Consider the following 26,055-nt stretch of genomic DNA (forward strand, 5'->3'; position numbering starts at 1 on the left):
AAAAAGCAAGATCGGCTTTTTACTGCGGCCGCTCCAGTTTTTTTCGGAGCTGAACGGGCCGTTTCAGCTTTATAATCGCCATACACTCTTCACAACATGTGTCTGCGAACGGTCTGGTCCTACAGAGAACATCGAAACCTGAACGCCGGTCAATTGGGCGATACGCTCCATGTAATGACGCGCATTCGCTGGTAAATCATCGAGCGACTTCACATTCGTAATGTCCTCTTCCCAACCGTCAAGCTCTTCATATACCGGTTTACAACGAGCTAATTCTTTCAAACTCGCTGGGAATTCTTCGATAACCTTGCCATCCAACTCGTACGCGACGCAAACTTGCAATTTCTTAATGCCTGTCAACACGTCCAAAAGCGTCAAGGAAAGATCGGTCAACCCACTCACACGGCGAGCGTGGCGGACAACAACACTATCAAACCAACCAACACGGCGCGGACGGCCAGTCGTTGTTCCGTATTCACGACCAACTTCACGAATATTATCGCCAATTTCATTATCAAGCTCCGTCGGGAACGGGCCATCACCAACACGTGTCGTATAAGCTTTTGCAACACCGACAACGTGATTAATTTTAGATGGGCCAACACCGCTACCAATTGTAACGCCACCAGCAATCGGATTACTCGACGTCACAAACGGATATGTACCTTGGTCAATATCCAGCATAACCCCTTGCGCACCCTCAAAAAGAACACGTTTACCATCGTCTAGCGCGTCATTTAACACGACCGATGTATCGCAAACATATTGCTTAAATTGCTGACCATATTCGTAATACTCTTCTAAAATATCTTCTATTTTAAAGCCTTCTAACTCATAGAAACGCTCCAATAAACGGTTTTTCTCTTGTAAGTTATGCTCTAATTTCTCTTTAAAAGCCTCTTTATCCAAAAGGTCCACGATACGAATACCGACACGAGCGGCTTTATCCATGTACGCTGGGCCGATTCCTTTTTTCGTTGTACCGATTTTGTTAGCACCTTTACGTACTTCATCCGCTTCGTCAATCCGAATATGATACGGCAAAATAACGTGAGCTCGGTTCGAAATACGCAAATTCTCCGTAGTTACGCCTTTTTCGTGCAAGTAATTCAGTTCCGTCACAAGCGCTTTCGGATCAACAACCATCCCGTTTCCGATAACACTAATCTTCTCTTTGTAAAAAATACCCGATGGAATTAAGTGCAATTTGTACGTTTCTCCATCAAATTTGATCGTATGGCCTGCGTTATTACCGCCTTGGTAACGCGCGATAGCCTCCGCATTCTCGGAAAGAAAATCCGTAATCTTCCCTTTTCCTTCATCGCCCCACTGTGTTCCTACAACAACAACTGAAGACATCTAAACACCTCATTTAATTGGTCTTTTAAGCTCGGTTTCGCAAGCTTTTTCCACTACTAATTGTACCGTTTGTCTTGGCAATAGTCAATGAATTATCGAACGTTTTAAAATAATGCACCTAGATTGTTCGGTTACTAGGAATGTTGCATACTTACCTTTCACGTTTCATAACAAAAACGTAAGAAATGTCACATAAACTGTCACACGAATCGAGGGTAGCCTCTCCTGAAATCGGATAATATGGTTGTAAGAGCTAAGAAATCGGCTCAATATTTTTTAGGAGTTGGATAAAAAACATGAAAAAATTATTACTTATTAGCGCAATCCTAGGCGGACTTTTGGTGGTCTTATCTGGTTGTATTTTTGATAAAGCGGAGGGGATTGTTCTGTTCGGAAATCAGGAGAAGGTGCAACAAGCGATTGATAGCAATAAGAAAAATGTCGATTCATTCCAAATTTATGAGACGAAACAAGATAAGCAGGACGATACCTTAACCGTGTTCTTAAAAAGATCTGATGCAAAAAAAATGCAAAAACAGCAAGCTTTCACGAAAATTATTAGTTCAGATAAAACAGAAGCCTTGAAGGAACTACCTGCCACAAACGGGAAAATGCTATTGCTGGCAAAGGATACCGCGTCGGAAACTTCGGTTGGCGGGAAGAAAGTGCCTGTCATATATGGCGGCAATATTACGTTTGGAGACACACGTGCTTATGCAGACAGTATTGTACTCGTACCCGATGATCTTTGGGATAGCATCCACGCCAATCGCGAAAGTGTTGCGACGGTCATTATGAAAAAAGATGCTGCGGAATACTTGCCTGATTTTAAAGATGTCGACCGTGCGCAGTTGGCTAACTTGGAAAAATAGTGAAAAAGAGGTTATCGCCAGCGATAACCTCTTTTTCTAGCCTTCTATCTCTTTTTGACGGTATTTCGGGAGTTTTCGTAAGACTTGTTCGTACCCATGTGCTAATAGTTTAGCAAGAAATTCCGCGTTATTCTCTTCGTCTAGCACTACCGACACCCAATGCGACTTATTCATATGGTATCCTGGGACGATCGCGGGATTCTCTGCTCGCAAAACTTCGCCTTGATTCGGCTCCACTTTAACGGTTAAAATATTGCGGCCTTCTTTGTTCGTTCCAAGCATCGCAAATATTTTTTCACCTACAAAAAAGCGATCTGCGCCCCACTCTGCTTTATAATCATGTGTTGCGCCTTTCAAACTTAGCGCTGCCTCATGAATCGTTGGATACTTCGCCATTCTTATCACCCCTTACACTTCTAATTCGAGCCCTCGTCCCACCTGATTCATATTGGATTCCTGACGACAACTTCTCGGCAAAATTTAAACAACTCCGGAATCGCGTCCTCATCCGCAAACTTCACTTTTACGCACCCTTTGCCGAATTTCGCATGAGGCAACCGGTTTTTCATCTCTAAAACTAACTCAAAATCCAACGTATGTACCGAAAAATGAGTTTTTGCATTAGAAAACGCGATGTACTGCTTTCCAAATTTGAATGTCGGAATTTGATAGGAGATTTTCTCTTCAAAATCAGGATAATTCTCGCGCATGAACGAGACAAATATCATTGTCCATTTTCGCTGCTCCTCCGTTTCCAAATTCGCCATATACTGATCAGTCGTTTCAACCATTCAAATTCCTCCAAATTATAGTTTTATCGTGTCGTGTTTGCCCCTAATCTGCTCCGTATAAAACACGGCACTCGTCGTCTGGAAATACGGGCCGATAAAGAGTAATATAACCGTAAAGATAATATTCGTAATCAACATCAATGCCTGATTTTCCGTCGTCACACCTGTAATCAGCAAAACAATCGGGATGATGAACCAGACGACGAAGCTAAGCTGAATGGAAAACAATTTCGCTTTGGCCCCGTTCATGCGTTCTCGACTAAGCGTTATCGCATCAAGAGCGCCAAGTTCAGGATTATCGCGCATCAATCGAAACGTCTGTGAATAACTAAATGTTTTTATGATTCCTGGTACAATAAACAATAATGTCCATAAACCTGTAAAAATCGTGATAAGCAGGCTCGCCACGAAATAGCGTGTGTAGTTCTGCTTCGTGAATACCTCTAATATTTCGCGCCAGCTCGGTCTTTGTTCATCCGCAATTCGCAGGAAAAACCACTGAATCGAAGCCATAAGTGGTAATACTATAAAAATATAAAATAACCACATAATTGCGGCAATGAGTAGAGTATGCGGCAAGAACGTGCTGATTGTAGGTACCGAGAAGCCAACCCCGTTATACTCCGTCCGATACACCCCAGCCTGATCCGAGATAAACTCATACACCAACCAAACAATTACTGAATAAAAATAAACTCCTACTAAACGTTGCTTTGCGATTTTCTTCATTATGCAGCTCCCTTACCATCATGTCATTCTGCTGATGTCAACAGTTACTCTAATTATAACCATTGTACATGCAGTCTGCAATCAAATATTGGAAATTTCATAGAATATTGCTACGACAAAAAAACACCTAACTTCCCATTCGCAGGAATTAATTAGATGTTTTATTGGTATTACCCGATTTCGATATTAATCGTTGTCGTATCTATCATCGTCATCGTCGCGATCCGTATCATATTTGTCGTCATCATCGTAACGATCGTCATCATCGCTGTGATACGTTCCGTTATTGTTAGTTGCATTACCACTAGTAGTAGGTTTTGTTGGTTTCACAGGCGCTGTCGGTGTCGTTGCTCCCTGAATTACTTCCTTATCAAAACTATACACAACTGAATTCGTCGCGCCAATTTCCAAATCATACTCATAGTTGCCGTTCACAATTGTAATATCGTATACTTTACGCCCATTTTCATAATCGACATACGATTTCGTAACTCGTCCGCCACCCGTTTTTCCAAGGGCAATTTGTTGCGCTCTTGCAGCTGAAATTTCTGTTGCTTTTGGTGTTGTAGCGCTAGTTTTTGGTGGTGTCGTTGTTTTCGGCGTTGTTGTTTGCGCCTTATTATTCGTCGTGGCGTTATTGTTATTAGTTACAGTTCTAATTGTCTCTTTTTCGTAACTGTAAATTTTTGAATCGGTTGCGTTAACGTCCATTTCATGCTTCACATTGCCGTTTGTAATCTTAATATCAAAGACTTTCTTGCCATTTTCATAATCAACTTTCGCGCTCGTAACGGTTCCGCCACCTGATTTTGCTAGTGCGATTTGCTTAGCTTTTTCGATTGTGATTTCTTTTGCTGGCGTTACTTTGAGTGCAGCGTTTGTTGTTGCCGCTTTTATCGTTTTCTTCTCAAAACTGTAAATCTTTGAATCGGTTGCGCTGATATCCATTTCGTACTCTGTGTTACCGTTCACGATTTTGATATCATACATTTTCTTGCCATTTTCGTAATCCAAGCTGTATTTCACAATCGTTCCGCCGCCTGTTTCTGCTAAGGCGATTTGCTTAGCACGTGCCGCTGAAATTTCTGAGGCTTCCGCTTTTTCGCTACCTTGGTTCAAGAATAGGCTTCCTGATAGTACAACTGCCGCTGCTGTAGCTCCTAGACAAAGTACCGCCACGCCTGCTTTCTTCTTACCTGTATCCATGATTGATGTTAGTCTATTTTTCAATGTTCTCTTGCCCCCATAAAAATTAGTTGATAGTGCTGTTTGTCTTACATCTTTATTTCTAATCAGGCCAATAATTGCCTCACCATACGTTCTTCGTTTCTCCATGTCTTCACCTGTTAGCAATGTTTCATCACAAGATTCTTCGCAGTCATTCTGGAACGCTTTCCCCATCAAATATACAAACGGATTGAACCAGTGAATCGCCGTTGCAACTAAAAGTGCTGCGTTCACCCATAAATCTTTGCGTTTAAAATGCACCAGTTCATGTCGCAAAATGAGAGCCATTTCCTCTGCGTCAATCGGTTTTTCCGGTAATAAAATCGTTGGCTTTCGGAAACCAATCAACATCGGACTAATTTCAAATTTACACATGCGTATACCAATATGTTTTGAATCCACCCCTACATTGCGTTTCTCTTGTTCAAATAATGCTAAAATAGCGGCATCTGTTACTGGCGTTGTCCATCTTTTCACCATTCGCAAAAAGCTATAGTGTTTCCAAATGTTATAGCCAAGAAAAAGGAGGAATCCTGCAAGCCAAATGCTAAATAAGATGACTGGTAGCGTCCAAAACGGCTCTGCTACTGGTACCACTGTAGTTGCTTCTACCTGGTTCACATTCGTTTAATTTATTACTATTCATAATTTCTAAAACCACCATTCTAAAATATTCTGTCACTAATTATCATAAAGTAATTTGCGCTAGCTTTCCCTTCATTAAGGTGACAAAACGCTTACAAAACTTTCATATTTCTACATTTACAACTGGCCTATTGTTTCTAGAGGTAGAGTGCGCTATACTTCTATTATTCAAACAAAAATGACATGTACAGTTCTACTGATAATACAGAAACGGAGAGATGAATAATGGCGAAAACACCACAGTGTCAAAGTTGCGGCATGCCTATGGATAAACCAGAAGTATTTGGTACCGAAAAAGATGGAACGCGCTCGGAGAAATATTGTTTGAAGTGTTATGAAATGGGGAGTTGGACCAACCCTGACGCAACATTTGATGAGTTTTATGAAATAAGCTTAAAAGGATTTCAGAAGTCTGACATGAGTAAAGTCGGGAAGTTTTTCCTCAATAAAATGTATACTAAAAAATTCTTGAAAAAATTAGAGCGTTGGCGTTAGATCACCAAACCATGAATATCACAAAAGATAAACATAAATCCATCCGATTCAAGTCCCACTATCCTAAATATTTTTCCATTAAATGTTTCATCCTTCTTTTAAGGTGGTATTGTCTATTAATAATTTAGAAAATATACTTTGAAGGAGTGATTGTCATGTCTGCCAAGAAAATATCTGAAGCAATGTCCCAGCAATACAAGGAGCTTGAAAATGAAAGAATCGTTATGGATGTGTTCATCGACTGTTTCATGACAATGCTCGCACAGAAACAACGGATGGAACGAATCCAAAACGAGATTGATCTTGCTCTGGAAACTCAAAATAGACGGCGTTTTTATCGTTTGACTACTCGGATGAAACGATTGCAAGATGAGCAGCTGAGTATGTAATAATAATATCCAAGAAGATGTTTTAAAATTAGGAATAGTTCGATATTATGATAAAATTAAGCGAGGTATGGTAACTTGTACAGTGACCACACCTCGCTTAATTCTATTTAACTACCATCACGTTACACGGCGCATGATTGACTACATAAGCCGTTGTTGAGCCGATGAGTCTTCTTTCAAGCGCCCCTCTTCCTGTCGCGCCGATCACGATTAGATCGCTTTGATTTTCTTTCGCATATTCTACAATGCTTCGTTTCGCGTCGCCATGCACTGCTTCATTTTTGTAAGGAATCGTTTTATCAAGGTCAGCTGTTATTGTCTCTAATCTTTTTTCTGCCAGCGCTCGGTAGATGTCGTCGATTTCTGGGCGCACATCCAGCTGTAAGTAAAGTTCATCGTCGTTTGGCATGATTTCCGTTATTACGGTTAGGAAGGTCAGGCTCGCTTTTTCGAATTTCGCAATCCTGACCGCTTCTTGAAATGCGTCCTTCGATTGTTCTGACCCGTCAAACGCCACCAAAATTTGCTTTATCTTTGTTTCTGCCATCATACTTCACTCACTCTCATATTTTATATTAATCTAGACTGCCTGAACTGTAGTTGCGCATTGCTTTTCAAATACTATGTCAATTATAGCTCGGCGTTTTGAACTTAGCAAATTCCACCTATATTAAAAATAGCGCCCCACTTTGTAAGCCGAGGCACGTTTTTTGTTATTGTACTTTCTCTTTTTTGCGGAAGCCGTTCGGGGTGTAACCTGTATATTTCTTGAATTGTCGGTAAAAATAAGCCCTGTCCGTGTATCCTGATTCTTCGGCAATTGCTGTCACCGGCTGTTTTGTAGTCATCAGCGCGACTTCACTGAGCATGCGGATGACTTGATGTGGATCACTTTCGTAAAGATGTGCCTCCATTTCGAAAACCAATGACCTGCGCGCAAGCCCTATGATAAGTCTATTCTTATGTGTTTTGTCTACTTCTAAAATCACAAAAACGGCCTCGCTCAGACAATCCCATCCGAGTAAAGCCGTTTCCTATTATTTATGATCAATCCACACTTGCATTTGCCCATCCTCGCGATTCGCCCACGCATAATACGGAATAAAGAACAAATCATCCTGCTCCCAGACAATATCACCGTATGCGTGATACAAATCCTCGCTCTCCGGCGCACACGACCGCTCGCCATTACCCGAAATAACCCCAACACCGTTCAGCAATTGCTCCTCAAATCGATACGTAAATTCCGAGTCATTCGTCAACCGATAGCGCCACAAGTCCGCCTTATGATCCGTTTGCTCCAAACAATATACCATCGGACCGCGCTGTAACGCCACTTTGCCAAAATTGTACGGAACTTTCGGATTCGCCTGCCACTGTCTGACCGACATATCCAAATCAAGCGAAATCACCGTTTTGCCCTCCTTCAAAGGAACATACACAAAACCATCTTCCGGCACAAAGCTTTCCTGTTTGCCATCAACAACGACCGTAAAATGCCCCTCCGTCCAATTCGGAATCCGGATACCCATTTTTTCAATTCGGCTACCTTCCTTCTGAATTTCACACTGAATCGCCCCGTCCCAAGGATAATTACTCGTTTGCGACACTTTCACACCATTATCAAAAGTCGCCTCATTCGAAATAAACTGATGCATTAAAATACAGTTTTCCTTCATCGTATACATATAGCGATCAATCGACGCGACCATTCGCGCAACGTTACTAGGGCAACAAGCACAGCCAAACCAGTCCGCCCGGCGACTCAAAACATGTGCCCGATTCGGATTATGCTGGCAAATTCCCGGATTCGCCTGAAGCGGATTCACATAAAAGAAATGCGTCCCATCCAGCGACATCCCGCTAATAATACTATTAAACAACACGCGCTCCAGTACATCCGCATACTCGCCCTTGCTATCAAGCTCCAACATTTCCTTCGCGAAAAATGCCAAACCAACAGAAGCACACGTTTCCCCGTACATCGTATCATTTGGCAAATCATAATCCCCCGTGAACGCCTCACCGATATTCGTCGAACCAATCGCGCCCGTCACATACATCCGTTTATTCACAATGTTTCCCCAAAGCGTCCGGCAAGCATCCGCCAATTCCGTGTCCTGCGTCAAATGCGCCACCTTAGCCATCCCCGTGCACAAATAAACGAGCCGTACAGCATGCCCATCCGCCGTTTCCTGCTCACGAACCGGCTTTTCCGCCTGATAATACGATAACGGGAAATTCCGCATCCCATCAATCACATCGCGATCCAATCCATCCGCCTCCATTTGGCGATCAAAAAAGCGATCCTGGCCACGCTCATCAATAAAGAATTTTGCCAGCTTCAAATATTTCGCATCATGCGTTACCTCGTATAACCGCACCAACGCCAGTTCCACCTCAGGATGCCCGTCATAACCCGCGATCTGATCCTCATCACTACCAAAATGCGCGTCGATACAATCCGCCATCCGCACAGCAATCCCAAGCGCCTTCTCATTTCCCGTCACCTCATAATAGGCCACCGCAGCCTCGATATAATGCCCCATCGTGTACAACTCGTGCGACTGCTTCAACCGCGCAAACTTCCGGTCCGGCGCCTCAATTTGGAAGAAAGTCACCAAATACCCGTCATCATCTTGCGCCTCCGCGATTAGATCAAGCAACCGCTCCGTTATCCGCGCCAGTTTTGCATCTGGATGATATTTCAGCGAATACGCCGCAGCCTCCAGCCATTTATAAACGTCCGTATCCTGAAACGTGTAGCCAGAATGCCGCCCGTCCTTCAAGCCCGCCGCAATCTCCAAGTTCGCAATCGCATGACTCGACTCCGGCAACTCCTCATTACCGCCCGGCTCATGCATCATCTCCACTTCCGCCGCATCATTCATCACGTCCCACTGATACGGCAAAACCTCTTTCGTAATCAACTCCTGATATTCCCTCCAAAAAGCTGATGTAATCTTGATATCACTCATTTCCCTATCTCCTCACTTATTGTCTGCTCATCAAATCTTGACGAATAGCAGGCTCATTTTTCTCAAATTTCCGGTATAAAACAGACGGTATAATCGCGATTGCAAAAATAATCAGAGGTAACCAAATGAATGTGAATTGAATCCCGTTCAGAGACGTCTGGCTTTGCGATTGTTCAGCCACATATCCCGACGCATTCATAATCATGGAAGGTAAAAACGCACCTAACCCAGCACCAATTTTGATACAAAACGAACTCCCAATCGCCGTCAAAAAGCCATTCGCGCGAACTCCCGTTTTCCATTCACCATAATCCACCGTATCCCCAACCATTTGGAAAAACAGCGAACAAGCCATGCCACTTCCAATACAAGCGATACACCAAAATACGATTAGCGTCGTAAGATCATCGTTAAAAAGCCCCATTCCAATCTGGCCGACCGACGCAATAATAAAGCCTAGCACCGTCGTTCCCCACTTGTTAAAGCGTCGAACAAGAAGTGGAACCGCTATCATTCCGAGCACTTGGATAATCGAAATCCCATTAAAAACCGCAACCAAGTTTTGATTTTGGACATTATACTGAAAATAGTAAATTAAAGAAGAGTTACGAGCAGTCAATGCCATCCAGAAAAGAATATTCCCACAAACAATTAGAATCCAAGGCCAGTTGCCCTTCGCAGCTTTAAAGCTCTCACGAATCGAGATACTTTTAATTTGGGTCACATTCTTCTCACGCATATCGAAAAACGCAATAACTAACAAAATCAGCGCCACAATCGCATACAGTCCAACCGCAATGGACCAACCCTTTTGTGTATTTCCGCCACCAAACAAAGCGACTAAAGGCAAAATAAACGTAATCGCCAAGAAGTTCCCAATATTCCCACCAACCATCCGAAAAGTGTTGGCCAGCGTGCGTTCCTTTGTACTAGAAGAGAGGTTCGGCAACACAGACGTAATCGGCGTCGAAACCCCAGTATAACAAATCCCAGCAATAATATACATCACAGCTGCATAAACAATTAATCCCGTTCCCGTCAAGTTGGGCGTCGTAAACAACAACCAGACCGATAATGCAAAAGGAAACGCCATTCGAATAAACCACGGTCGACTTTTCCCGTATTTACTCTTCGTGTGGTCAATCACCATTCCCCACACCGGCGCATCAAGCCCATCAATAAAGCGCGCCACAAGTAGAATAACCCCCGCCGCCGCTGCTGATAACCCATAAACATCCGTGAAGAAATACAGCGCATAACTTCCAATCAAACAATACAACAAATTTCCCGACAAATCGGTGAAAGCATAAGTCACCTTTCTGTGCGTAGGTATTTTATTCTCAATAAATGTAGCGCTTTCTTTTGTCATTTCCATTGAAAATTCCTCCCTATCTTTCGTTGTTTTAAATATATCGCATAATGTAACCGATTACAGTTGTGTAATCCGTAAAAAAAGAGGACTTTTTCGGTATTCAAGGGGAAATACTAGACTTTTTTTCACAAGGAGCCAATAATTAACGCTACATACAGCATTTATGATGGGAGATTGAGACGATGCAATTATTTCAAATTTCTTTAGAGCACCCGATTCTTTATTATAAATCCGGAGAGTTTAGCGCTGGCGTTAACTGGAAACACAAATGCCTTCATCACGATAAAGATTTTGAGATCATTTTTTGCCTGGCAGATGGCCTATCACTGCAAATCGACGGGACACCATACACATTGCAAAAAAATGATTGCCTAGTCGTCCCACCTGCCACTACGATTTCTGGCGGATCACCATCTCAAAAAAAAGTCAGCTTCTACTGGCTCCACTTCTATGCAAAATGGGAAATGCTTGAGAAGAATTCTGAAAGTTTTCAGCAAATATTAACCACATTTTCGAAAAGAGAAAAAACAGCGACTTTGTTCAATCACTGCTTTCTGCCCAATCATTTCCAACTAGCAGACGCTAACTTCACGATTTTGTTATTAAATCAGCTTCTGAACGTCACGAACAACGATTATTACACGTCTAAAATATACGAACAACTGACAGCGACCATCTTGATTGAACTTAGCAATAATTTTCTGAAACAAAATGCCACGAAACATAACAATCCTTCAAAAAAAATGGCTCAAATCAAGGAGTGGATTCGCGTCAACATTAGCAACGAGATGACCATCACGACTGTCGCAGAACATTTCAACCTATCCGCCGACTATCTTTCCCGACTTTTCAAAAAAGAACTGGGCTATAACTTGCGCGATTACATCATTCAACTGAAAATCTCGGTGGCTAAAGTCCTCCTTGTTCAGACGCAGTTACCGCTCAAAACAATAGCAGATTTAGCTTATTTCAATGAAGATAAGTATTTTATTCGCATGTTCAAAAAGAAGACGTCCTTAACGCCGAATCAATATCGCAAATCTTATACAGGAACCCGAATGAATAACCCATACATCGATCCGCAAATCCCTGTCCCGCAACAAATCGAAAAAATTTTGGACGATTTATAACATTTTATTATGCATTCCCGATATGCTACAATACTATCATACTGAAAATAAAGGAGTTTTCCCATGCATATCAAAATCGCTAAATCAAAAGCAGATAGCCAACATATTTCCGAACTTGCACATCACATCTGGCATGAACACTACCCTTCCATCATCACCGAAGAACAAATCGACTATATGCTAAGCAAATTCCAATCCGCCGACACAATCCATAGCGAACTAACAAACGGCACAACTTATTTAATGGCCTATAAATCCAAAACTTTCGTCGGATACGCCGCCTTTTATCAGAAAGATGGTGAACTATTTCTAAGCAAACTATACATCGATCCCGCTTACCATAAGCAAGGAATCGGCAAACAGCTATTTTCCGAAGTTGTCCTTTTCGCAAAAAAAAATAACATGCCAACTATCCGCCTTTACGTTAACAAATACAACACAAATTCCATCGAAGCCTATAAGAAAATGGGATTCATCATCGAAAAAGCCATAATCACCGATGTCGGCGAAGGTTACATCATGGACGATTACACCATGACACACACCCTGTAAACACAAAAAGAGGCTAGCCCCAATATCTAAAATCTGGGTTCTATCCTCTTTATCCTATTCCTTTAAAAAATCTAAAGAATAAAATATAAACTGGTTTGCAGCGCCATCAATGTATCCTTCATCGCTCCAGTTTTTCCATGTTTGTGTCATTGTTTTCGTGCTAACATTGGCATAATTTGAAACCACTTTTTTTGTGAAGCATTTCGCCAGTATCTTCTTTCTACCATCCGAAACAGCATATTTCCCCAATAGCTCTGTCAAACAACCTTTTAATCTGATTTCACTAGGTTCGCGCATCATCACACATTGCTCGATTAAAAAGCCATCGTGGTTCATGTGATTCATATATAAATAAATCCAGCCTTCTTGCATGCTAAGCAACAGCTCTACGACCGCATCACGCGCAAATGCATACACACTGCATCTTTCCAGCGCCCTAAACGTATATAAACTTTCTTCAATAATGAAGGTATTACTCAAACCCGCAATTTGCTTATTGCCTAAAAAAGAGATAACCTGCTCATCTCGTTCCAACGATATAATTCCGCTCTCAATGAAATACACAAATGCGTCTGTTTCTTGTTCTTTTATTAAAATTGTTTGTTTTGGTATCATTTTTTTAGTATATGGTACTCGATTTTCTAGCAAGGTATCCAAAAAATTATCGTAGTTAAATCGCTGACGTATAACACGATGACTGTACAATTCCACTAGCATTTCTTGCATACTGTCCACCCTCCTCTCTTTTTCTCATTTCTACCGTACTCTAAAGATACCATTATTTCTCCTAAAAAAAATAACATATTTCCCCTAAACAAGAGTGAAATGCATAGATTTTGTTACAGTTTTCAAAAAAAAAGCAGTTGCAAAACCAAGACTGGTTTATACAACTACTTTTTGCGTCCTAGGCTCCATGCGGAACTTGAGAATCATCATATCTTACTTCGAGATTTACGAACTTATTATATTCTTTTACAAATGCCAACTGCACGGTTCCAACTGGTCCGTTACGCTGTTTAGCAATAATGATTTCGATTGTACCGTCGTTCTCACTTTCATGATCGTAGTAATCATCGCGATACAGGAAAGCCACGATATCCGCATCTTGCTCAATCGAACCAGACTCCCGGATATCCGACATCATCGGGCGCTTATCTTGTCGCGACTCCACGCTACGTGATAACTGAGATAGTGCAATGACTGGGATTTTTAACTCCCTGGCCAGCGCTTTAAGGGAACGCGAAATTTCGGAAACTTCTTGTTGCCTGTTTTCACCGCCATTACGGCCACTTCCAGAAATCAGCTGCAAATAGTCAATCACAATCATGCCAAGTCCAGCTTCTTGTTGCAAACGACGACATTTGGAACGGATTTCGTTCACGCGTACGCCTGGTGAATCATCGATATAAATACCAGAATTGGATAACGTACCCATCGCGATAGTCAGCTTCTGCCAATCATCCGCGGTTAGGGAACCGGTACGCAAGTTCTGAGCATTGATATTCCCCTCTGCGCAGAGCATCCGCATCACGAGCTGCTCCGCTCCCATTTCGAGACTAAAAATCGCGACATTCTCATCGGTTTTAGTAGCCACATTTTGCGCGATATTCAGCGCAAAGGCGGTTTTACCTACAGAAGGACGGGCGGCGACGATAATCAAATCATTGCGCTGAAAACCCGCTGTCATATGGTCAAGCGCGCTAAATCCACTCGGAATACCAGTAATATCCCCTTTTCGATTATGGAGGATTTCGATATCATCATACGTTTTGACGAGGACATCTTTAATATTTTTAAAAGCCCCGACATTTTTACGTGAAGAAACTTCTAAAATGTTCTTTTCCGCTTCGTCCATGAGTGTTTCGACTTCATCCTCACGCGCGTAACTGTCCGTCGCGATTTGCGTCGCGGTGCGAATCAGTCTACGGAGCAAGGCTTTGTCTTCTACAATATGGGCGTAATATTCTAAATTGGCAGCGGTCGGAACCGCACCGGAAAGCTCCGTCAAATACGGCAAGCCACCGACATCCTCAATTTTACCAGTGGATGCCAATGCTTCATAAATAGTCACCACATCGACGGCTTTTCCTTGGTCGCTCAGTTCAAGCATTGCCTGAAAAATATGTTGATGCGCTTGACGATAAAAATCATCCGGCATTAGAATTTCTGAAGCTGTAATCAGTGCCTCTGGTTGGAGAAAAACAGCACCTAATACAGCCTGCTCCGCCTCGACATTTTGAGGTGGGGTTCTGTCTTGAAGGTCCACATGCACCCTCCTTCCTTTCACGCGGGCGGCGACAAGCGCTCATCTCCGTCGTTGAAGTCTGTTCTCGACTTTGCCTAGGATCTGAGCGCTTGTCGCCGCCCGCTCGTTTTGTACTCTCAATCGTGAAAAACCAGTTTTTCTTTATTCTTCGGTTACATGGACGTCTAGTGTTGCAACGACTTCGTGGTGTAGTTTTACTGGGACTTTTGTGTGACCTAGGGCGCGGATGGCTTCTGGTAGGTCGATTTTACGTTTGTCGACTTTGATTTTATGGTCTTTTTCTAGGGCTTGGGCGATTTGCTTGGATGTGATTGATCCGAAAAGTCGGCCGCCTTCGCCTGATTTTGTTTTTAATTCAATCGTTAATTTCTCAACGGTTTCTTTCAAAGCTTTCGCGTCTGCGAGTTCCTGAGCCGCTTCTTTTTCTGTTTTCTTTTTTTGACCTTCAAGCGCGCTGATACTCGTGTTTGTCGCTGCTGTTGCTAGGCCTTTTTTAATGAGGAAGTTTTGCGCGTAGCCCTCTGCTACCTCTTTAATTTCACCTTTTTTAGCTGTACCTTTTACGTCTTTTAAAAATATAACTTTCATCTTAGTTTTCTCCCTTCCAATAAGCATCGATGGCTTGTAAAAGTTGTTTTTTAGCTTCTAAAATTGTACTATTTTTTATCTGAGTAGCCGCATTGGATAAATGTCCGCCACCGCCCAGTTTTTCCATAATAACTTGGACATTGATCTCACCGAGTGAGCGCGCGCTAATTCCGATCATTTTATCTGGGCGCACCGTGATGACAAAGGAGGCCTGGACGCTCTCCATCGAAAGCATCGTGTCTGCCGCCTGAGCCGCAATGACCGTTCCAAATTCTTCATCCTCGTGCCCCGTCGCGATTGCCATTCCATCATGGTACACTTCTAGTGACTCGACCAAACGACTCCGCTGCCTAAATGTCTCAATGTCTTCTTTCAAGAATTGCTGCACAAGAACCGTGTCCGCACCAAGTGAGCGTAAATAACTCGCCGCATCAAAAGTACGGGAACCAGTGCGAAGCGTGAAGTTTTTCGTATCCACAACAATCCCCGAAAGGAGCGCTGTCGCTTCAATTTTGCCAACTTTTTCAGTGGCTGGTTGATACTCGAAAAGCTCCGTCACAAGTTCTGCCGTCGAGGATGCGTATGGCTCAATGTAGACGAGCACAGGGTTTTCCACGAATTCCTCGGAACGGCGATGATGATCCACGACCACAACATGCGCTGCGGTTTCCAGCAATTCACGATTGATAACCATCGATGGCTTGTGCGTATCGACGACGACCAGCAAACTTTTGTCCGTAATCATATCGAGCGCGGCCTGTGGCGTGATGATGTTGCGAATCACATCAGGATACTTCTCGATTTCGCGCATCAAACGCTGCACATCTGGGCTCATTTTTCCCGGCTCGACCACGACATAGCCCTGCCGTTCGTTCATTTCCGCGATCTTCATCACGCCTAGACTCGAACCGATCACATCCATGTCAGGATACCGATGCCCCATCACGAAAACCTGATCGCTCTGTGTAATGATTTCTTGCAGCGCTTGCGAGATAACCCGCGCCCGAACACGCGTCCTTTTTTCCATTGGATTCGTCTTGCCGCCATAAAAGCGAACTTGTCCCTCTGGTTGCTTAATCACGACCTGATCTCCACCACGGCCGAGCGCTAAATCAAGCCCCGACTGTGCAAGATCCGCCAAATCAATCAAATCAGTCTCTTTGTAACCAATCCCAACACTGAGCGTAAGCGGAATATTCTGCTTCGACGTCCGCTCCCGAATTCGGTCAAGAATCTGGAATTTCTCCTCTTCTAACCGCTCCAACTGCGCCTCCGTCAAAAAGGCGATAAAGCGATCCGATGAAATCCGTTTCAAATAAATCCGGTGTTCCTTCGCCCAATTCGTCAGCATCGACGTCACCAAATTGTTCAGCGCGCTACGTCTACGGTCATCCATACCTTGCGTCCATTCATCATAATTATCCAGAAAAATAATCGCAAAAACGGATTTATCCGCCTGGTAACGTGCATTCAAGTCATAGTATTCCGTCCGATCATACAAATAAATAATGCGTTCCTTCCGTTTCACAATCGTATCAAAACGATGATCCCGCCAAGCAATCGACTGAATCCCTTGGTCCTCTTCCCCACGAATCACCGCTAAAAACTCCGGTCCAACATCCTCAAGCGACGACCCCAAAATATCATCATCCTGACCAAAATATTTCGCCATAAACGGATTAAACCATTCGACATTATAATTCTCATCATATAGCAAAATCCCCATCGGCATCTCAACTAGCGCCTCACCCTCACTGCGCTTAATCCGATACGACAAGTTTGAAATGTATAACTGAACCTCTTTATTCAACCGACTTTCCATGATAAACAATGATATGACTAGCGATATAACAGCTATAAATAATAGTGCTGCCAACCACCACTTATAGTAAAAAGTGATAACTGTCAGGACAATTACGACTGCTATTAGCGCATATAGTGGATATTTTAGCGTCCTTTTCTGAAAAAATCCTGACATCAGCAAAAATCCCCCTTGCTTTTTAGATTAGCATCGAAATTAGGTGTCTATTGATATGTAATTAGCCTTGTAAAATATAAATTTCCGAGCATCCCTTTTAAAATTCTATCTCCGTTTTTTCTAGAAGATAAGAATACTCTAATCATACCATAAATCGGGTTTTAGATGTTACTATGAAGCGAAAATGTAACAATCCTAACGTCATTTATTAAAAAATAAAGCGGAAATAGCTGTATTCTAGTGTCTTTACTCACATTCCCATCACATGCTACAAAACGACAAAAAGCGAAAGAAAGTTTACCAATTAAGGGTATGCTTTCTTTCGCTTCTTTGCTATCATGCTTATGAAACTTTTCTACGATACAACCATAATGCCGTACCACCGATAAGGAATAATACGCCAAAACCTACGAACCACAGCTCACTGTCACTATCTCCGGTCGCTGGCAAGATTGCGCCCCCTTTCTGTGTTGTCGTTTCCATATTAGATGAACCGGTGGTGCCGGAGTTACCTGGAGAATCAGGATCGCTTGGTGTTACAATGGTTCCACCGCCGTTTCCGTTTCCGTTTCCGTCGCCATTGCCATCGCCGTCACCACTACCCCCATCCAGTTTCTGATTGATAAACTCTAATTCCAGAGCTGCCGGTTTACCATTTGCTGATGCTTCAACTTCGAATGGAATTGGTTTTTTATCAAGTTTATAACCCGTTGGAGCCGCTACTTCTTCAAATTGATAGTCGCCTGGTGCTAAATCTTCCACTGTGACTTCACCGACATCATTTGATACCAAATCAGTTTGAAGCGTCTCGCCCGCACTATTTTTCAGTGTGAATTTCGCTCCGGAAAGCGCATTTCCAGAACTATCTTCTTTTTTCAAGACGACACTGCCTTTGTAGTTAATCATGTTGCCGAGTGACACTGCGTCTGGTTTCCCTTGTGCTTCCGCAGCTATAACAAACGGAATCGACGCTGTATTTAGAATCATACCTTTTGGCGCTTTCGTTTCCTCTAACGTATATGAACCTGGTGCTAAATCTTCCACTATGACTTCACCATCATCATTTGATACTAAATCAGTCTGAATCGTCTCGCCCGCGTTATTTTTCAATGTGAACACGGCTCCAGAAAGCGGGTTACCAGAACTATCTTCTTTTTTCAAGATGGCACTGCCTTTGTAGTTAACCACATCGCCGAGTGACACTATACCCGGGTCCCCTTCTGCTTCAGCGGCTATAACAAACGGGATTGGCGCTGTATTTAGAATCATACCTCTTGGTGCTCGCGTTTCCTCTATCGTATACGAGCCTGGCGCTAAACCAGTCACCTTCACATTCCCTCGCGGCCCAGCAACCGCCCGTTTCACAACAGTACCATTCGCATCTTTTACTGCAAAAATCGCACCGCTCAACGTGTTGCCATCTTCATCCGTTTTTACAAATTCGATATCGCCTTGGTAATTAATAAATGGTCCTACCGCAACGTCTGGAATTTGACCGTCACTTTCTTCCACAACGGTGAATGGAATTGGTGTTGTGTTTAAAATATAGCCTGGAGGTGCTTGCTCTTCAATGAGGCGATACGAACCCGGTAGCAAGCCTTCGATCACTAACTGACCGTCAGCATCCGTTACGTAGTCCGTGTCTGGATTAATTTCTGTCCAGCCAGAATCGCCTTCCATCTCAAGCTTGAATTCCGCACCCGCAATCGGTTGTGACGCCTCATTTTGTTTCGTCAGTGTCACTTTATTTTGCGCGTTAACCAGTGGTATTACATTCGCTTGGTTGGAACTCTCCGCTGATACCGCGACTGGAACACCCGCAGCTAACGTATCACTCACCGTATATCCTGCTGGAGCCTTTACTTCCCGAATAAAATAATCGCCATACGGAACATTCCCAAACATTAGGCGCCCGTTCGCATCCACTTCACTTTCCCTGAGAACGACACCTTTTGTTTTATCTAACATTTCAAAAACGGCACCAGTTAATGGGGTCCCATCCGTATCCACTTTTTGAAAACTAATTGTTCCTTTGACACCAGAAGCAGTACCCGATCCATCTGTTATTGTAATCGGCACGTCCGTTCCATCCCCACCGCTAATCGTCTCCTCATTATTACCAGTGACTGTTACCTGATTCGATGCTACCGTATTTCCCGAATCGCTTATAAAGATCATCGCGCGGTACTCGAGAATATACGCCGTATCAATTTCATGTAAAAATGAAACGGTGAGTACTTGCTGCCCTGTTAAATTGTCTGTCGTTAACGTCTCCGTGTAATCAACGCCCTCAACTAATGGCAAATTCGGATCTTTAGTAATCGTCCCATCCGGTTGAACAGTCGTCCGATACAAAACAATGGAATCTTCGTCAATCGCCTGGTTATCGGTCGGTGTATCCGTTACGACGACGTCATCAAGTGTTGATAAACTAGGATTAATAGTAACCGCCCAGTTTACGAAACCATCTTGGTCTTGGAATCCAGTTTTATTCGCTAAGCTATCCCCATTAGCAATCGACACTTCCGCACTCAATGTGCTGTCTGGATACGTGTCATTGGAGAACACGGCATCATTATCGTACGTTGCATGCACTACTTCTCCTTCCAGACTTGTTTGGAACTCAACTATATACGCACCCGAAATACTATCACTATACTCTACGGTCAGCGTCTGATTATTGCTCTCAGAAGGTTCCTCAATCGTAAACTGATCATAATCACTAACTTCTGCACCTAATTCAACAGAACCATCAGGGTTAACCGTATAATTATATATATGCAGCGAACCTGGAACATATACCTGATTATCCGTAATTGGATCAGTAATTTTCGCGCTTCCTAAATCATTCGTATTATAGTTTAACCCAATACCCCACGTAATCCGTGACGTCGTTGCATTATAACTACCTCGTTTAAAACCGTTGACCTTCGCCGCATCTTTCGGATCTAACGTCGCATCATCTGTACTCGTATGTGAATCGCCATTACTATCTTCCCACGTTCCTGTCGCTACATTCGTGAAAATCCGATCCGGGTCGTCCACACCTTCCACATTCGTGTCGTAATCCGTCGTATACGTAATCTTAAATTCATCGGTCGTTCCAGCTGCGAGCGCTCCAATAAACGTTACCGTGAACTGATTACTCGTTGTATTATATTCCAGTTCATAATCCGTTCCCTCAACTAATGTAGCTCCTGTAGTTACATCTTTCATTTGGAAAGTCGAAGTATCCAATGTCAAACCCGGGCTTAACTGATCTGTCAAAGACCAATTAATCATCTCATAGTGGTTCTTGTTAACATCAATATTCCAAGATGCACGTTTTGTATCATAGTTAACATTACTCAACGTCTTAACTATATTTTGTTGCGTAACAGACCCTGTCCCCGTACTTTCGCCACCAGTATCTGTTGTCACCGTATTCGATATACTCGTGTTGCTATCGACAGTTCCATCAAATGTTGTCTCATATGTGATATTTAACGCTGTATCAACATCATGTAAGAAGACAATATCGAATCCATCCGCGGTAGGCACAATAGTATAATCCGTTCCTTCTACGTAAGGATCTCCTTGAATTTGATTCCCATCAGCGTCGAACGTGACCTCATTAATCTGCACAGAACCAGGTACTAAAACCATTTGATCCGAGCCAAAAGTATCATGAATAACCGCGTCACTTTCAGGGATATCTAATTCTCCGTAGTTATACTGCACAGACCAATCTATTGCTTGATTCGCGCTATCATAATGCCCTACCGTCTTATTCAACAGTTTTCCGTAATTGGCTGTAACAGTAGCCGTTGCAGGAATATCATCGCCATCACCTTGCAACGTCGCTGTGTTGACAAATGGCACCGCGCCACCTTCTGACGGTTTCGCGCTATCATCAATTTTCGTCGTGTAAACTAGTCGGTAAGCATCGGAAATCGGTTCTGTAAATGTAACCGTCCCATTCGCATCTACCGTGTAGCCACCCGTCTGAAGTACTTCGCTTCCCTCGACAACATTACCGTATAAATCAACATCTACTTTGTAAACTTCGACCGATTCATACGTAGTCCCCGCTGGAAAATCTTCGACAACTACCGCATTATCGATCGTGTCTAGACTTTTATTTATGTCCACCTGCCACGTAATATAATCCGGATTCAGCTCTTTATCAAAATGACCGCTTTTCTCGACAGTCAAATCTGTATCCGGCTTGATAACAACCGTTTCTGGCGGCAATTTATCTTCATTCGGAATATCGATGACCAAATCCCCTGGCCCGTCGATATCATCTGGATTAAATGCTGCATCAAAATCGAGCGTCCCGTTCACATCAGAACTTTCATGAACCGCGTCCGTAAATACGAATTTCATTTGACCATCCGTCGTAATTTGAACCTCGCCATACTCACCCAGTGAAATAGTCTGATTTTGCGTAATCAGTATATTGTCAGGAAGTTGCACAATATAATAATCACCCGCATTAATTTGCGCGCCTACATCATTAGGAATCGCCCAAGTAAAAGAAAAATGTACCGTATCAGCAACCGTTGGATCCGTCACAGGATTCCCATCTGCATCCTTATATGTGATGTCCATTCCCGTCAATATCGTAGAATCCTCTTCCGAATAGCCCAAGCTCGCAAAAATGTCCTTCACATCTTGTGGCTCATCCGCTTGAATCCCAATCGAATTTTTCGTCACTTTGTCGTTCGTAGTGCTGTCTGCTTTTTTCTGCACAGGATTATTTTTAGTCGCTGGTTCTTCTTTCTTCACTACATCCTTGTCAGCGTCTGGTTTTTCCTCATCCTTCACTACATCCTTATCAGTTGCCGGCTCCTGCGCTTTTGTTTCTAATTTAGGCACATCAATCGTTTGGCTACCACTCGTTTTCCCATCAGAAAAAGTGATGACCGCCTTTCCATCAGCCGTACTTTCGCCCGTATACTTGCCTGCCACTTCGAATTTCACCGTACCATTCGCGTCCGGCGTCACATGCAACTCAATCTTGTTCTCTTTCACACTGTAAGTTCCGACAGGCTCCTTATTTCCGTTCACGATCTCTGTGTTTTGATTAGAGCTAAGCGTCAAATTGTCAGACACTTTAATTTCTTGCGTCGTTCCCTCTGCTCCACTATTCTCTACCTTGACCTCTACTGAAAACACCGATTCCCCGTCCTCTTTCGTATCAGCTAACGTAACTGACCCCATTGAAAAAACCGGCTCCGTTCCTGCCTTTTTCTGTTCATCTGCTAAGCCTGATTGTGGCACACAAATCTGCAAAATCAATGCCACGACAAAAAGTAATATTCCCCAACGTTTCATGTTTTGTATCCCCCTCTTTATAACTTCATACTATTTGTGCTTTCCCTTTTTATATCGACCGAAAACTTTTTTCTTTAGCAAAATGTAAATTATATATCAAAAATAAAAACAGAAAACAAAGGCATGATGCATTCGTTTTCTGCTTCTATTTTATAAGTCACGTTGGAAATGTTCTTTATAAAGCAAACCTGTTTCAAATTGTTCCTCTGTAATCTGATTTTCCCATTGCTTAACACTTTCTTGATACTCTTGGCTTGAAAATCGGTTCATGTTGTCTATTATCTCCATATCTTGCGCCAAAATTTCGAAATCTAGTTGATAGTTTTCCTCCACGCGCTTTGGATTTTTTGATTTTGGAATCACATGATAATCGTGTTGCAAAGCCCATTTATTCAATAGCTGGCCAATATTCACATCGTATTTCTCGCATAAATCATCCAACTGAACCTTCTCTTCCGAAGTCAAAGCCGAATCTGGATAAAATGGATTTGGCGTCGTGTAAGGCTTCAAAATCGAATAACCCGTTAACAAAATACCTTCCTCTAAGCAGTAAGCCTCAAGTTCCAGTGGACGCGTTGTCGGTGAGCAAACAATTTGATTACAATACGGCTTAACTCCCGTCTCCTCCACCAGCTTCTGAATCCCCGAAATAGAAAAATTGGATACCCCGACATGCTTGACGACGCCTTCCATTTGTAAATCCAACAAAGCCTGATATGCCGCCAGATTCGCAGTTTCCCCAAGCTCCGCGTGTAGCAATATTAAATCCACATAACTCGTTTGCAGACGCGCTAGCGATTCCGATACAGAAGCTTTTGTATGCTTAAGATAGTTCGGCGGCGCTATTTTTGTCGTTAAAAACAACTCCGAGCGGTCAATTTCTAATGCTTTCAAAATTACACCAATATCATATTCATTATTGTAAACTTGAGCCGTATCAATATGCCGATATCCCGTTTTCCAAGCCGTTTGAATGGATTGCTTCAAATCATCGAAATCCGTTAATAACCATGTTCCTAGGCCTACTTTTGGTAAATCTTGAATACTCAACCTACATCATCTCATTTCTTTATTATTCATACCCCTCAAAATTACGCCTAACAGTGATGATTGTCAAGGCAAAAAGCTCGTTCAAGACCCCAGATGTGGCGAACTTGAACGAGCTTTATCTTATTTCTTATCCTTCAAATGATGCCCTTCAATATCCATCGATGGCAACACTTTATCGAGCCATTTCGGCATGTACCATGAAGCTTTTCCGAATAATTTCGTTAGGGCTGGGATGATTGTTAGACGCACGATGAATGCATCGAATAATACACCGAAGCCTAGCGCAATACCGATTGATTTGATCATCGGGTCTGGTGCGAAAACGAAGCTGATGAAGACGGAGAACATGATCAGAGCTGCTGCAATGATAACTGGTCCGCTCTCTTTCAGGCCGGTTTTGATGGAGTGCGTGTTGTCTTTTGTCAGCGTATATTCTTCGTGGACGCGGGACATGAGGAATACCTCGTAATCCATTGCGAGTCCGAACAGAATGCCGATCGTTATGACTGGCAGGAAGGCGAGAACTGGGCCGGTGGTGCTGATGCCGAATAGTTCGCTAAATACGCCGTCTTGCATGACCATTGTTGTAAAGCCAAGTGTTGCCGTTAGTGAGAGCACGAAGCCAAGTACGGCTGTCAGTGGAATCAGTAGCGAACGGAACACGACTGTTAGCAAGATGAATGCCAATACAACGATAACGCCTGCGAAAACCGGAATCGCGTCGTTGAGTTTTTGGGACATATCGATGTTGATTGCGCTTTGTCCGGTTACTTCCATGTTGATATCATATTTACTATCTGCTGTTTTTGCGTAGCTTCTCAAATCATGAACGAGTTGCGTTGTTTTATTGCTCGTCGGTCCGGTTTTTGGAATAACGGTAATCAGCGCGTAATCACCATTCGCATTCGGCATTGGCGGCGTCACGATGGCCACGTCTTTCATGCCAGAAATATGTTTTGTGACTGTAGCTAGATTTGCTGCACTTCCTTTTTCTGTCGTATCCGCTAAAATAACTAATGGCCCGTTAAAGCCTTCGCCAAATTTGTCGGATAGGATATCGTACGCTTTTTTCTCGGTGGAGTCTTTCGGTTTCGAACCGTTATCCGGGATTCCGAGTTCCATCGAGCCAAACGGGATGCTTAGTCCGCCGAGAACGATAACTGCTGCTAGGAAGGCGATAAGCGGTTTCCCAACAACGAATTTCGTCCAAATATTGTCGCCTTTTTTATTCTTTTTATCTTTTTGTGGTCTGATTTTTTTATGGAAAACGCCGATGAACGCTGGGATTAAAATGAGCGCGGAAAGCACGGCGAATAGGACGCTGAGTGCGGATGCGAGTCCCATAACGGTCAGGAATTCGATGCCGACAAGGGATAAACCACATACGGCGATAATAACGGTAATTCCGGCAAAAATAACGGCGCTACCCGCTGTCCCTGTTGCTAGTCCGACTGCTTTTAGATGATTTTTCTCGGTGCGGATGATTTGGCGGTATTTAAACAGGATAAATAGCGCGTAATCGATCGCGACGGCGAGGCCAATCATGACGGCGAGCGTGAGCGTGACATTCGGCATTTCGAAATAGCTTGAAATGATCGCGATGATGCCGACACTCGTTCCTAAGCTCAAAATTGCTGTGATGATTGGTAATCCAGCTGCGATAACGGAGCCAAACGCAATAATTAGAATCACGAGTGCCACGACGATACCGATTGCTTCTGAGGAGCCACCGATGTCCATTGGCGTAATCATAACATTACCTGTCATTTCAGTTTGAAGATCTTTGTCATCCATGCCTTTAAGCGCATCTTTGACTTTATCGATCGATTTCTCATTTACCGCGAGTGCGCTGACGCTATAACTAATATCAGCAAAAGCAGTTGTCATGTCTGGGCTGATTGTTTTTGCTTCGTACGGGTTCGCGATGCTTTCGATTTTGTCGTCACTTTTCTTAATTTCTGCTAAAACTTGTGTGATGGCAGCTTGGGATTCGGGTGTTATGATACCTTTTTCTTGGTCGCTTTTGAAAACAACTCGGATACTGCCTTTTTGACTGTCCTGCTTGAATTCTTCCTCGATTTTATTCGATGTATCTAGTGATTTCAGACCACTCATTTTGATATCGTCGGTAAAATTAATACCTTTGATAGCCAGCACGGCCACGATAATTCCTAAAACAACAAACCAGGAAATAATTGTTTTCCATTTGTGTTTCGCAAAGGTCTGCCCTAGTTTGTAAAGTAAATTTGCCAATTGGTTGTTTCCTCCTTCGATTCGCGCTATTATATATTTATAGACATACAGTGTATATTACA

Annotated in this window: 20 protein-coding genes and 1 pseudogene; 5 read left to right on the plus strand and 16 right to left on the minus strand. The window is 43.0% G+C overall.

Annotated elements, in window-relative coordinates; genetic code table 11:
- Positions 1–69: 69 nt before the first annotated feature.
- Complete coding sequence (locus HCJ66_RS09795) at positions 70–1,359, minus strand: adenylosuccinate synthase (protein WP_187132958.1); 1,290 nt, start codon at positions 1,357–1,359, stop codon at positions 70–72.
- Between the two features lie 296 nt (positions 1,360–1,655).
- On the opposite strand from HCJ66_RS09795, the gene HCJ66_RS09800 reads away from it, so the two are divergent.
- Positions 1,656–2,231 carry a lipoprotein BA_5634 family protein gene (locus tag HCJ66_RS09800; RefSeq protein WP_187132959.1) on the plus strand — a complete coding sequence of 192 codons (576 nt, stop codon included), beginning with the start codon at positions 1,656–1,658 and terminating at the stop codon, positions 2,229–2,231.
- A 36-nt stretch (positions 2,232–2,267) separates the two neighbouring features.
- On the opposite strand, the gene HCJ66_RS09805 is transcribed toward HCJ66_RS09800, so the two are convergent.
- The 4 genes from HCJ66_RS09805 to HCJ66_RS16425 form a co-directional block, all read right to left on the minus strand.
- The gene (locus HCJ66_RS09805) at positions 2,268–2,627 is read right to left on the minus strand and encodes an MmcQ/YjbR family DNA-binding protein (RefSeq protein WP_187132960.1); all 360 of its coding nucleotides are present in this window, start codon (positions 2,625–2,627) and stop codon (positions 2,268–2,270) included.
- 47 nt (positions 2,628–2,674) lie between these two features.
- Positions 2,675–3,022, minus strand: a complete 348-nt coding sequence (locus HCJ66_RS09810; protein ID WP_187132961.1) for a DUF1801 domain-containing protein — start codon at positions 3,020–3,022, stop codon at positions 2,675–2,677.
- A gap of 15 nt (positions 3,023–3,037) precedes the next feature.
- Positions 3,038–3,751 (minus strand): DUF975 family protein, encoded by a 714-nt coding sequence (locus HCJ66_RS09815; RefSeq protein WP_187132962.1) that lies wholly within the window; start codon positions 3,749–3,751, stop codon positions 3,038–3,040.
- 186 nt (positions 3,752–3,937) lie between these two features.
- A complete protein-coding gene (locus tag HCJ66_RS16425; protein WP_187132963.1) occupies positions 3,938–5,575 on the minus strand; it encodes a M56 family metallopeptidase in 1,638 nt (545 codons plus the stop codon).
- A 273-nt stretch (positions 5,576–5,848) separates the two neighbouring features.
- Here HCJ66_RS16425 and HCJ66_RS09825 point away from each other — a divergent pair, with 273 nt between their 5' ends.
- Together HCJ66_RS09825 and HCJ66_RS09830 are read left to right on the plus strand one after the other, a co-directional pair.
- The gene (locus tag HCJ66_RS09825; protein WP_187132964.1) at positions 5,849–6,118 is read left to right on the plus strand and encodes a zinc ribbon domain-containing protein; all 270 of its coding nucleotides are present in this window, start codon (positions 5,849–5,851) and stop codon (positions 6,116–6,118) included.
- A gap of 155 nt (positions 6,119–6,273) precedes the next feature.
- The gene (locus HCJ66_RS09830) at positions 6,274–6,507 is read left to right on the plus strand and encodes an IDEAL domain-containing protein (protein ID WP_036063570.1); all 234 of its coding nucleotides are present in this window, start codon (positions 6,274–6,276) and stop codon (positions 6,505–6,507) included.
- A gap of 103 nt (positions 6,508–6,610) precedes the next feature.
- Here the strand turns inward: HCJ66_RS09830 and HCJ66_RS09835 are convergent, their stop codons facing one another.
- The 4 genes and pseudogenes from HCJ66_RS09835 to HCJ66_RS09850 form a co-directional block, all read right to left on the minus strand.
- Positions 6,611–7,057, minus strand: coding sequence for a universal stress protein (locus tag HCJ66_RS09835; RefSeq protein ID WP_187132965.1), 447 nt, complete (start codon positions 7,055–7,057; stop codon positions 6,611–6,613).
- 163 nt (positions 7,058–7,220) lie between these two features.
- Positions 7,221–7,358, minus strand: a pseudogene (locus HCJ66_RS16480) (helix-turn-helix domain-containing protein); the annotation flags it as partial.
- A 186-nt stretch (positions 7,359–7,544) separates the two neighbouring features.
- Positions 7,545–9,485 carry a glycoside hydrolase family 127 protein gene (locus HCJ66_RS09845; protein WP_187132966.1) on the minus strand — a complete coding sequence of 647 codons (1,941 nt, stop codon included), beginning with the start codon at positions 9,483–9,485 and terminating at the stop codon, positions 7,545–7,547.
- A 16-nt stretch (positions 9,486–9,501) separates the two neighbouring features.
- A complete protein-coding gene (locus HCJ66_RS09850; protein ID WP_187132967.1) occupies positions 9,502–10,860 on the minus strand; it encodes an MFS transporter in 1,359 nt (452 codons plus the stop codon).
- A gap of 179 nt (positions 10,861–11,039) precedes the next feature.
- Between HCJ66_RS09850 and HCJ66_RS09855 the strand changes: the two genes are divergently transcribed.
- The gene (locus HCJ66_RS09855; protein ID WP_187132968.1) at positions 11,040–11,987 is read left to right on the plus strand and encodes an AraC family transcriptional regulator; all 948 of its coding nucleotides are present in this window, start codon (positions 11,040–11,042) and stop codon (positions 11,985–11,987) included.
- A 63-nt stretch (positions 11,988–12,050) separates the two neighbouring features.
- Positions 12,051–12,539, plus strand: a complete 489-nt coding sequence (locus HCJ66_RS09860) for a GNAT family N-acetyltransferase (protein ID WP_187132969.1) — start codon at positions 12,051–12,053, stop codon at positions 12,537–12,539.
- Positions 12,540–12,593: 54 nt separating this feature from the next.
- Here the strand turns inward: HCJ66_RS09860 and HCJ66_RS09865 are convergent, their stop codons facing one another.
- From HCJ66_RS09865 to HCJ66_RS09895, 7 genes are all read right to left on the minus strand, one after another.
- The gene (locus HCJ66_RS09865; protein ID WP_187132970.1) at positions 12,594–13,265 is read right to left on the minus strand and encodes a Crp/Fnr family transcriptional regulator; all 672 of its coding nucleotides are present in this window, start codon (positions 13,263–13,265) and stop codon (positions 12,594–12,596) included.
- A gap of 178 nt (positions 13,266–13,443) precedes the next feature.
- Positions 13,444–14,805 (minus strand): replicative DNA helicase, encoded by a 1,362-nt coding sequence (gene dnaB, locus HCJ66_RS09870; protein WP_425489643.1) that lies wholly within the window; start codon positions 14,803–14,805, stop codon positions 13,444–13,446.
- A gap of 141 nt (positions 14,806–14,946) precedes the next feature.
- Positions 14,947–15,393, minus strand: coding sequence for a 50S ribosomal protein L9 (rplI, locus tag HCJ66_RS09875; protein ID WP_187132972.1), 447 nt, complete (start codon positions 15,391–15,393; stop codon positions 14,947–14,949).
- 1 nt (position 15,394) lies between these two features.
- A complete protein-coding gene (locus HCJ66_RS09880) occupies positions 15,395–17,371 on the minus strand; it encodes a DHH family phosphoesterase (RefSeq protein ID WP_187132973.1) in 1,977 nt (658 codons plus the stop codon).
- Positions 17,372–17,713: 342 nt separating this feature from the next.
- Positions 17,714–22,690: a SpaA isopeptide-forming pilin-related protein gene (locus HCJ66_RS09885; RefSeq protein ID WP_187132974.1), complete on the minus strand. Its 4,977-nt coding sequence runs from the start codon at positions 22,688–22,690 to the stop codon at positions 17,714–17,716.
- Positions 22,691–22,840: 150 nt separating this feature from the next.
- Positions 22,841–23,740, minus strand: a complete 900-nt coding sequence (locus HCJ66_RS09890) for an aldo/keto reductase family protein (protein WP_187132975.1) — start codon at positions 23,738–23,740, stop codon at positions 22,841–22,843.
- Between the two features lie 120 nt (positions 23,741–23,860).
- The gene (locus tag HCJ66_RS09895; RefSeq protein WP_187132976.1) at positions 23,861–25,993 is read right to left on the minus strand and encodes an MMPL family transporter; all 2,133 of its coding nucleotides are present in this window, start codon (positions 25,991–25,993) and stop codon (positions 23,861–23,863) included.
- Positions 25,994–26,055: the final 62 nt, after the last annotated feature.

The sequence above is a fragment of the Paenilisteria portnoyi genome (assembly GCF_014322795.1).
Taxonomy (GTDB): domain Bacteria; phylum Bacillota; class Bacilli; order Lactobacillales; family Listeriaceae; genus Listeria_A; species Listeria_A portnoyi.

What these genes read in the sequence shown, in the direction of transcription:
- HCJ66_RS09795 (WP_187132958.1), bottom strand. Translation starts at nt 1,359, where the DNA reads ATGTCTTCAGTTGTTGTTGTAGGAACACAGTGGGGCGATGAAGGAAAA.
- HCJ66_RS09800 (WP_187132959.1), top strand. Translation starts at nt 1,656, where the DNA reads ATGAAAAAATTATTACTTATTAGCGCAATCCTAGGCGGACTTTTGGTG.
- HCJ66_RS09805 (WP_187132960.1), bottom strand. Translation starts at nt 2,627, where the DNA reads ATGGCGAAGTATCCAACGATTCATGAGGCAGCGCTAAGTTTGAAAGGC.
- HCJ66_RS09810 (WP_187132961.1), bottom strand. Translation starts at nt 3,022, where the DNA reads ATGGTTGAAACGACTGATCAGTATATGGCGAATTTGGAAACGGAGGAG.
- HCJ66_RS09815 (WP_187132962.1), bottom strand. Translation starts at nt 3,751, where the DNA reads ATGAAGAAAATCGCAAAGCAACGTTTAGTAGGAGTTTATTTTTATTCA.
- HCJ66_RS09825 (WP_187132964.1), top strand. Translation starts at nt 5,849, where the DNA reads ATGGCGAAAACACCACAGTGTCAAAGTTGCGGCATGCCTATGGATAAA.
- HCJ66_RS09830 (WP_036063570.1), top strand. Translation starts at nt 6,274, where the DNA reads ATGTCTGCCAAGAAAATATCTGAAGCAATGTCCCAGCAATACAAGGAG.
- HCJ66_RS09835 (WP_187132965.1), bottom strand. Translation starts at nt 7,057, where the DNA reads ATGATGGCAGAAACAAAGATAAAGCAAATTTTGGTGGCGTTTGACGGG.
- HCJ66_RS09845 (WP_187132966.1), bottom strand. Translation starts at nt 9,485, where the DNA reads ATGAGTGATATCAAGATTACATCAGCTTTTTGGAGGGAATATCAGGAG.
- HCJ66_RS09850 (WP_187132967.1), bottom strand. Translation starts at nt 10,860, where the DNA reads ATGGAAATGACAAAAGAAAGCGCTACATTTATTGAGAATAAAATACCT.
- HCJ66_RS09855 (WP_187132968.1), top strand. Translation starts at nt 11,040, where the DNA reads ATGCAATTATTTCAAATTTCTTTAGAGCACCCGATTCTTTATTATAAA.
- HCJ66_RS09860 (WP_187132969.1), top strand. Translation starts at nt 12,051, where the DNA reads ATGCATATCAAAATCGCTAAATCAAAAGCAGATAGCCAACATATTTCC.
- HCJ66_RS09865 (WP_187132970.1), bottom strand. Translation starts at nt 13,265, where the DNA reads ATGCAAGAAATGCTAGTGGAATTGTACAGTCATCGTGTTATACGTCAG.
- rplI (WP_187132972.1), bottom strand. Translation starts at nt 15,393, where the DNA reads ATGAAAGTTATATTTTTAAAAGACGTAAAAGGTACAGCTAAAAAAGGT.
- HCJ66_RS09880 (WP_187132973.1), bottom strand. Translation starts at nt 17,371, where the DNA reads ATGTCAGGATTTTTTCAGAAAAGGACGCTAAAATATCCACTATATGCG.
- HCJ66_RS09885 (WP_187132974.1), bottom strand. Translation starts at nt 22,690, where the DNA reads ATGAAACGTTGGGGAATATTACTTTTTGTCGTGGCATTGATTTTGCAG.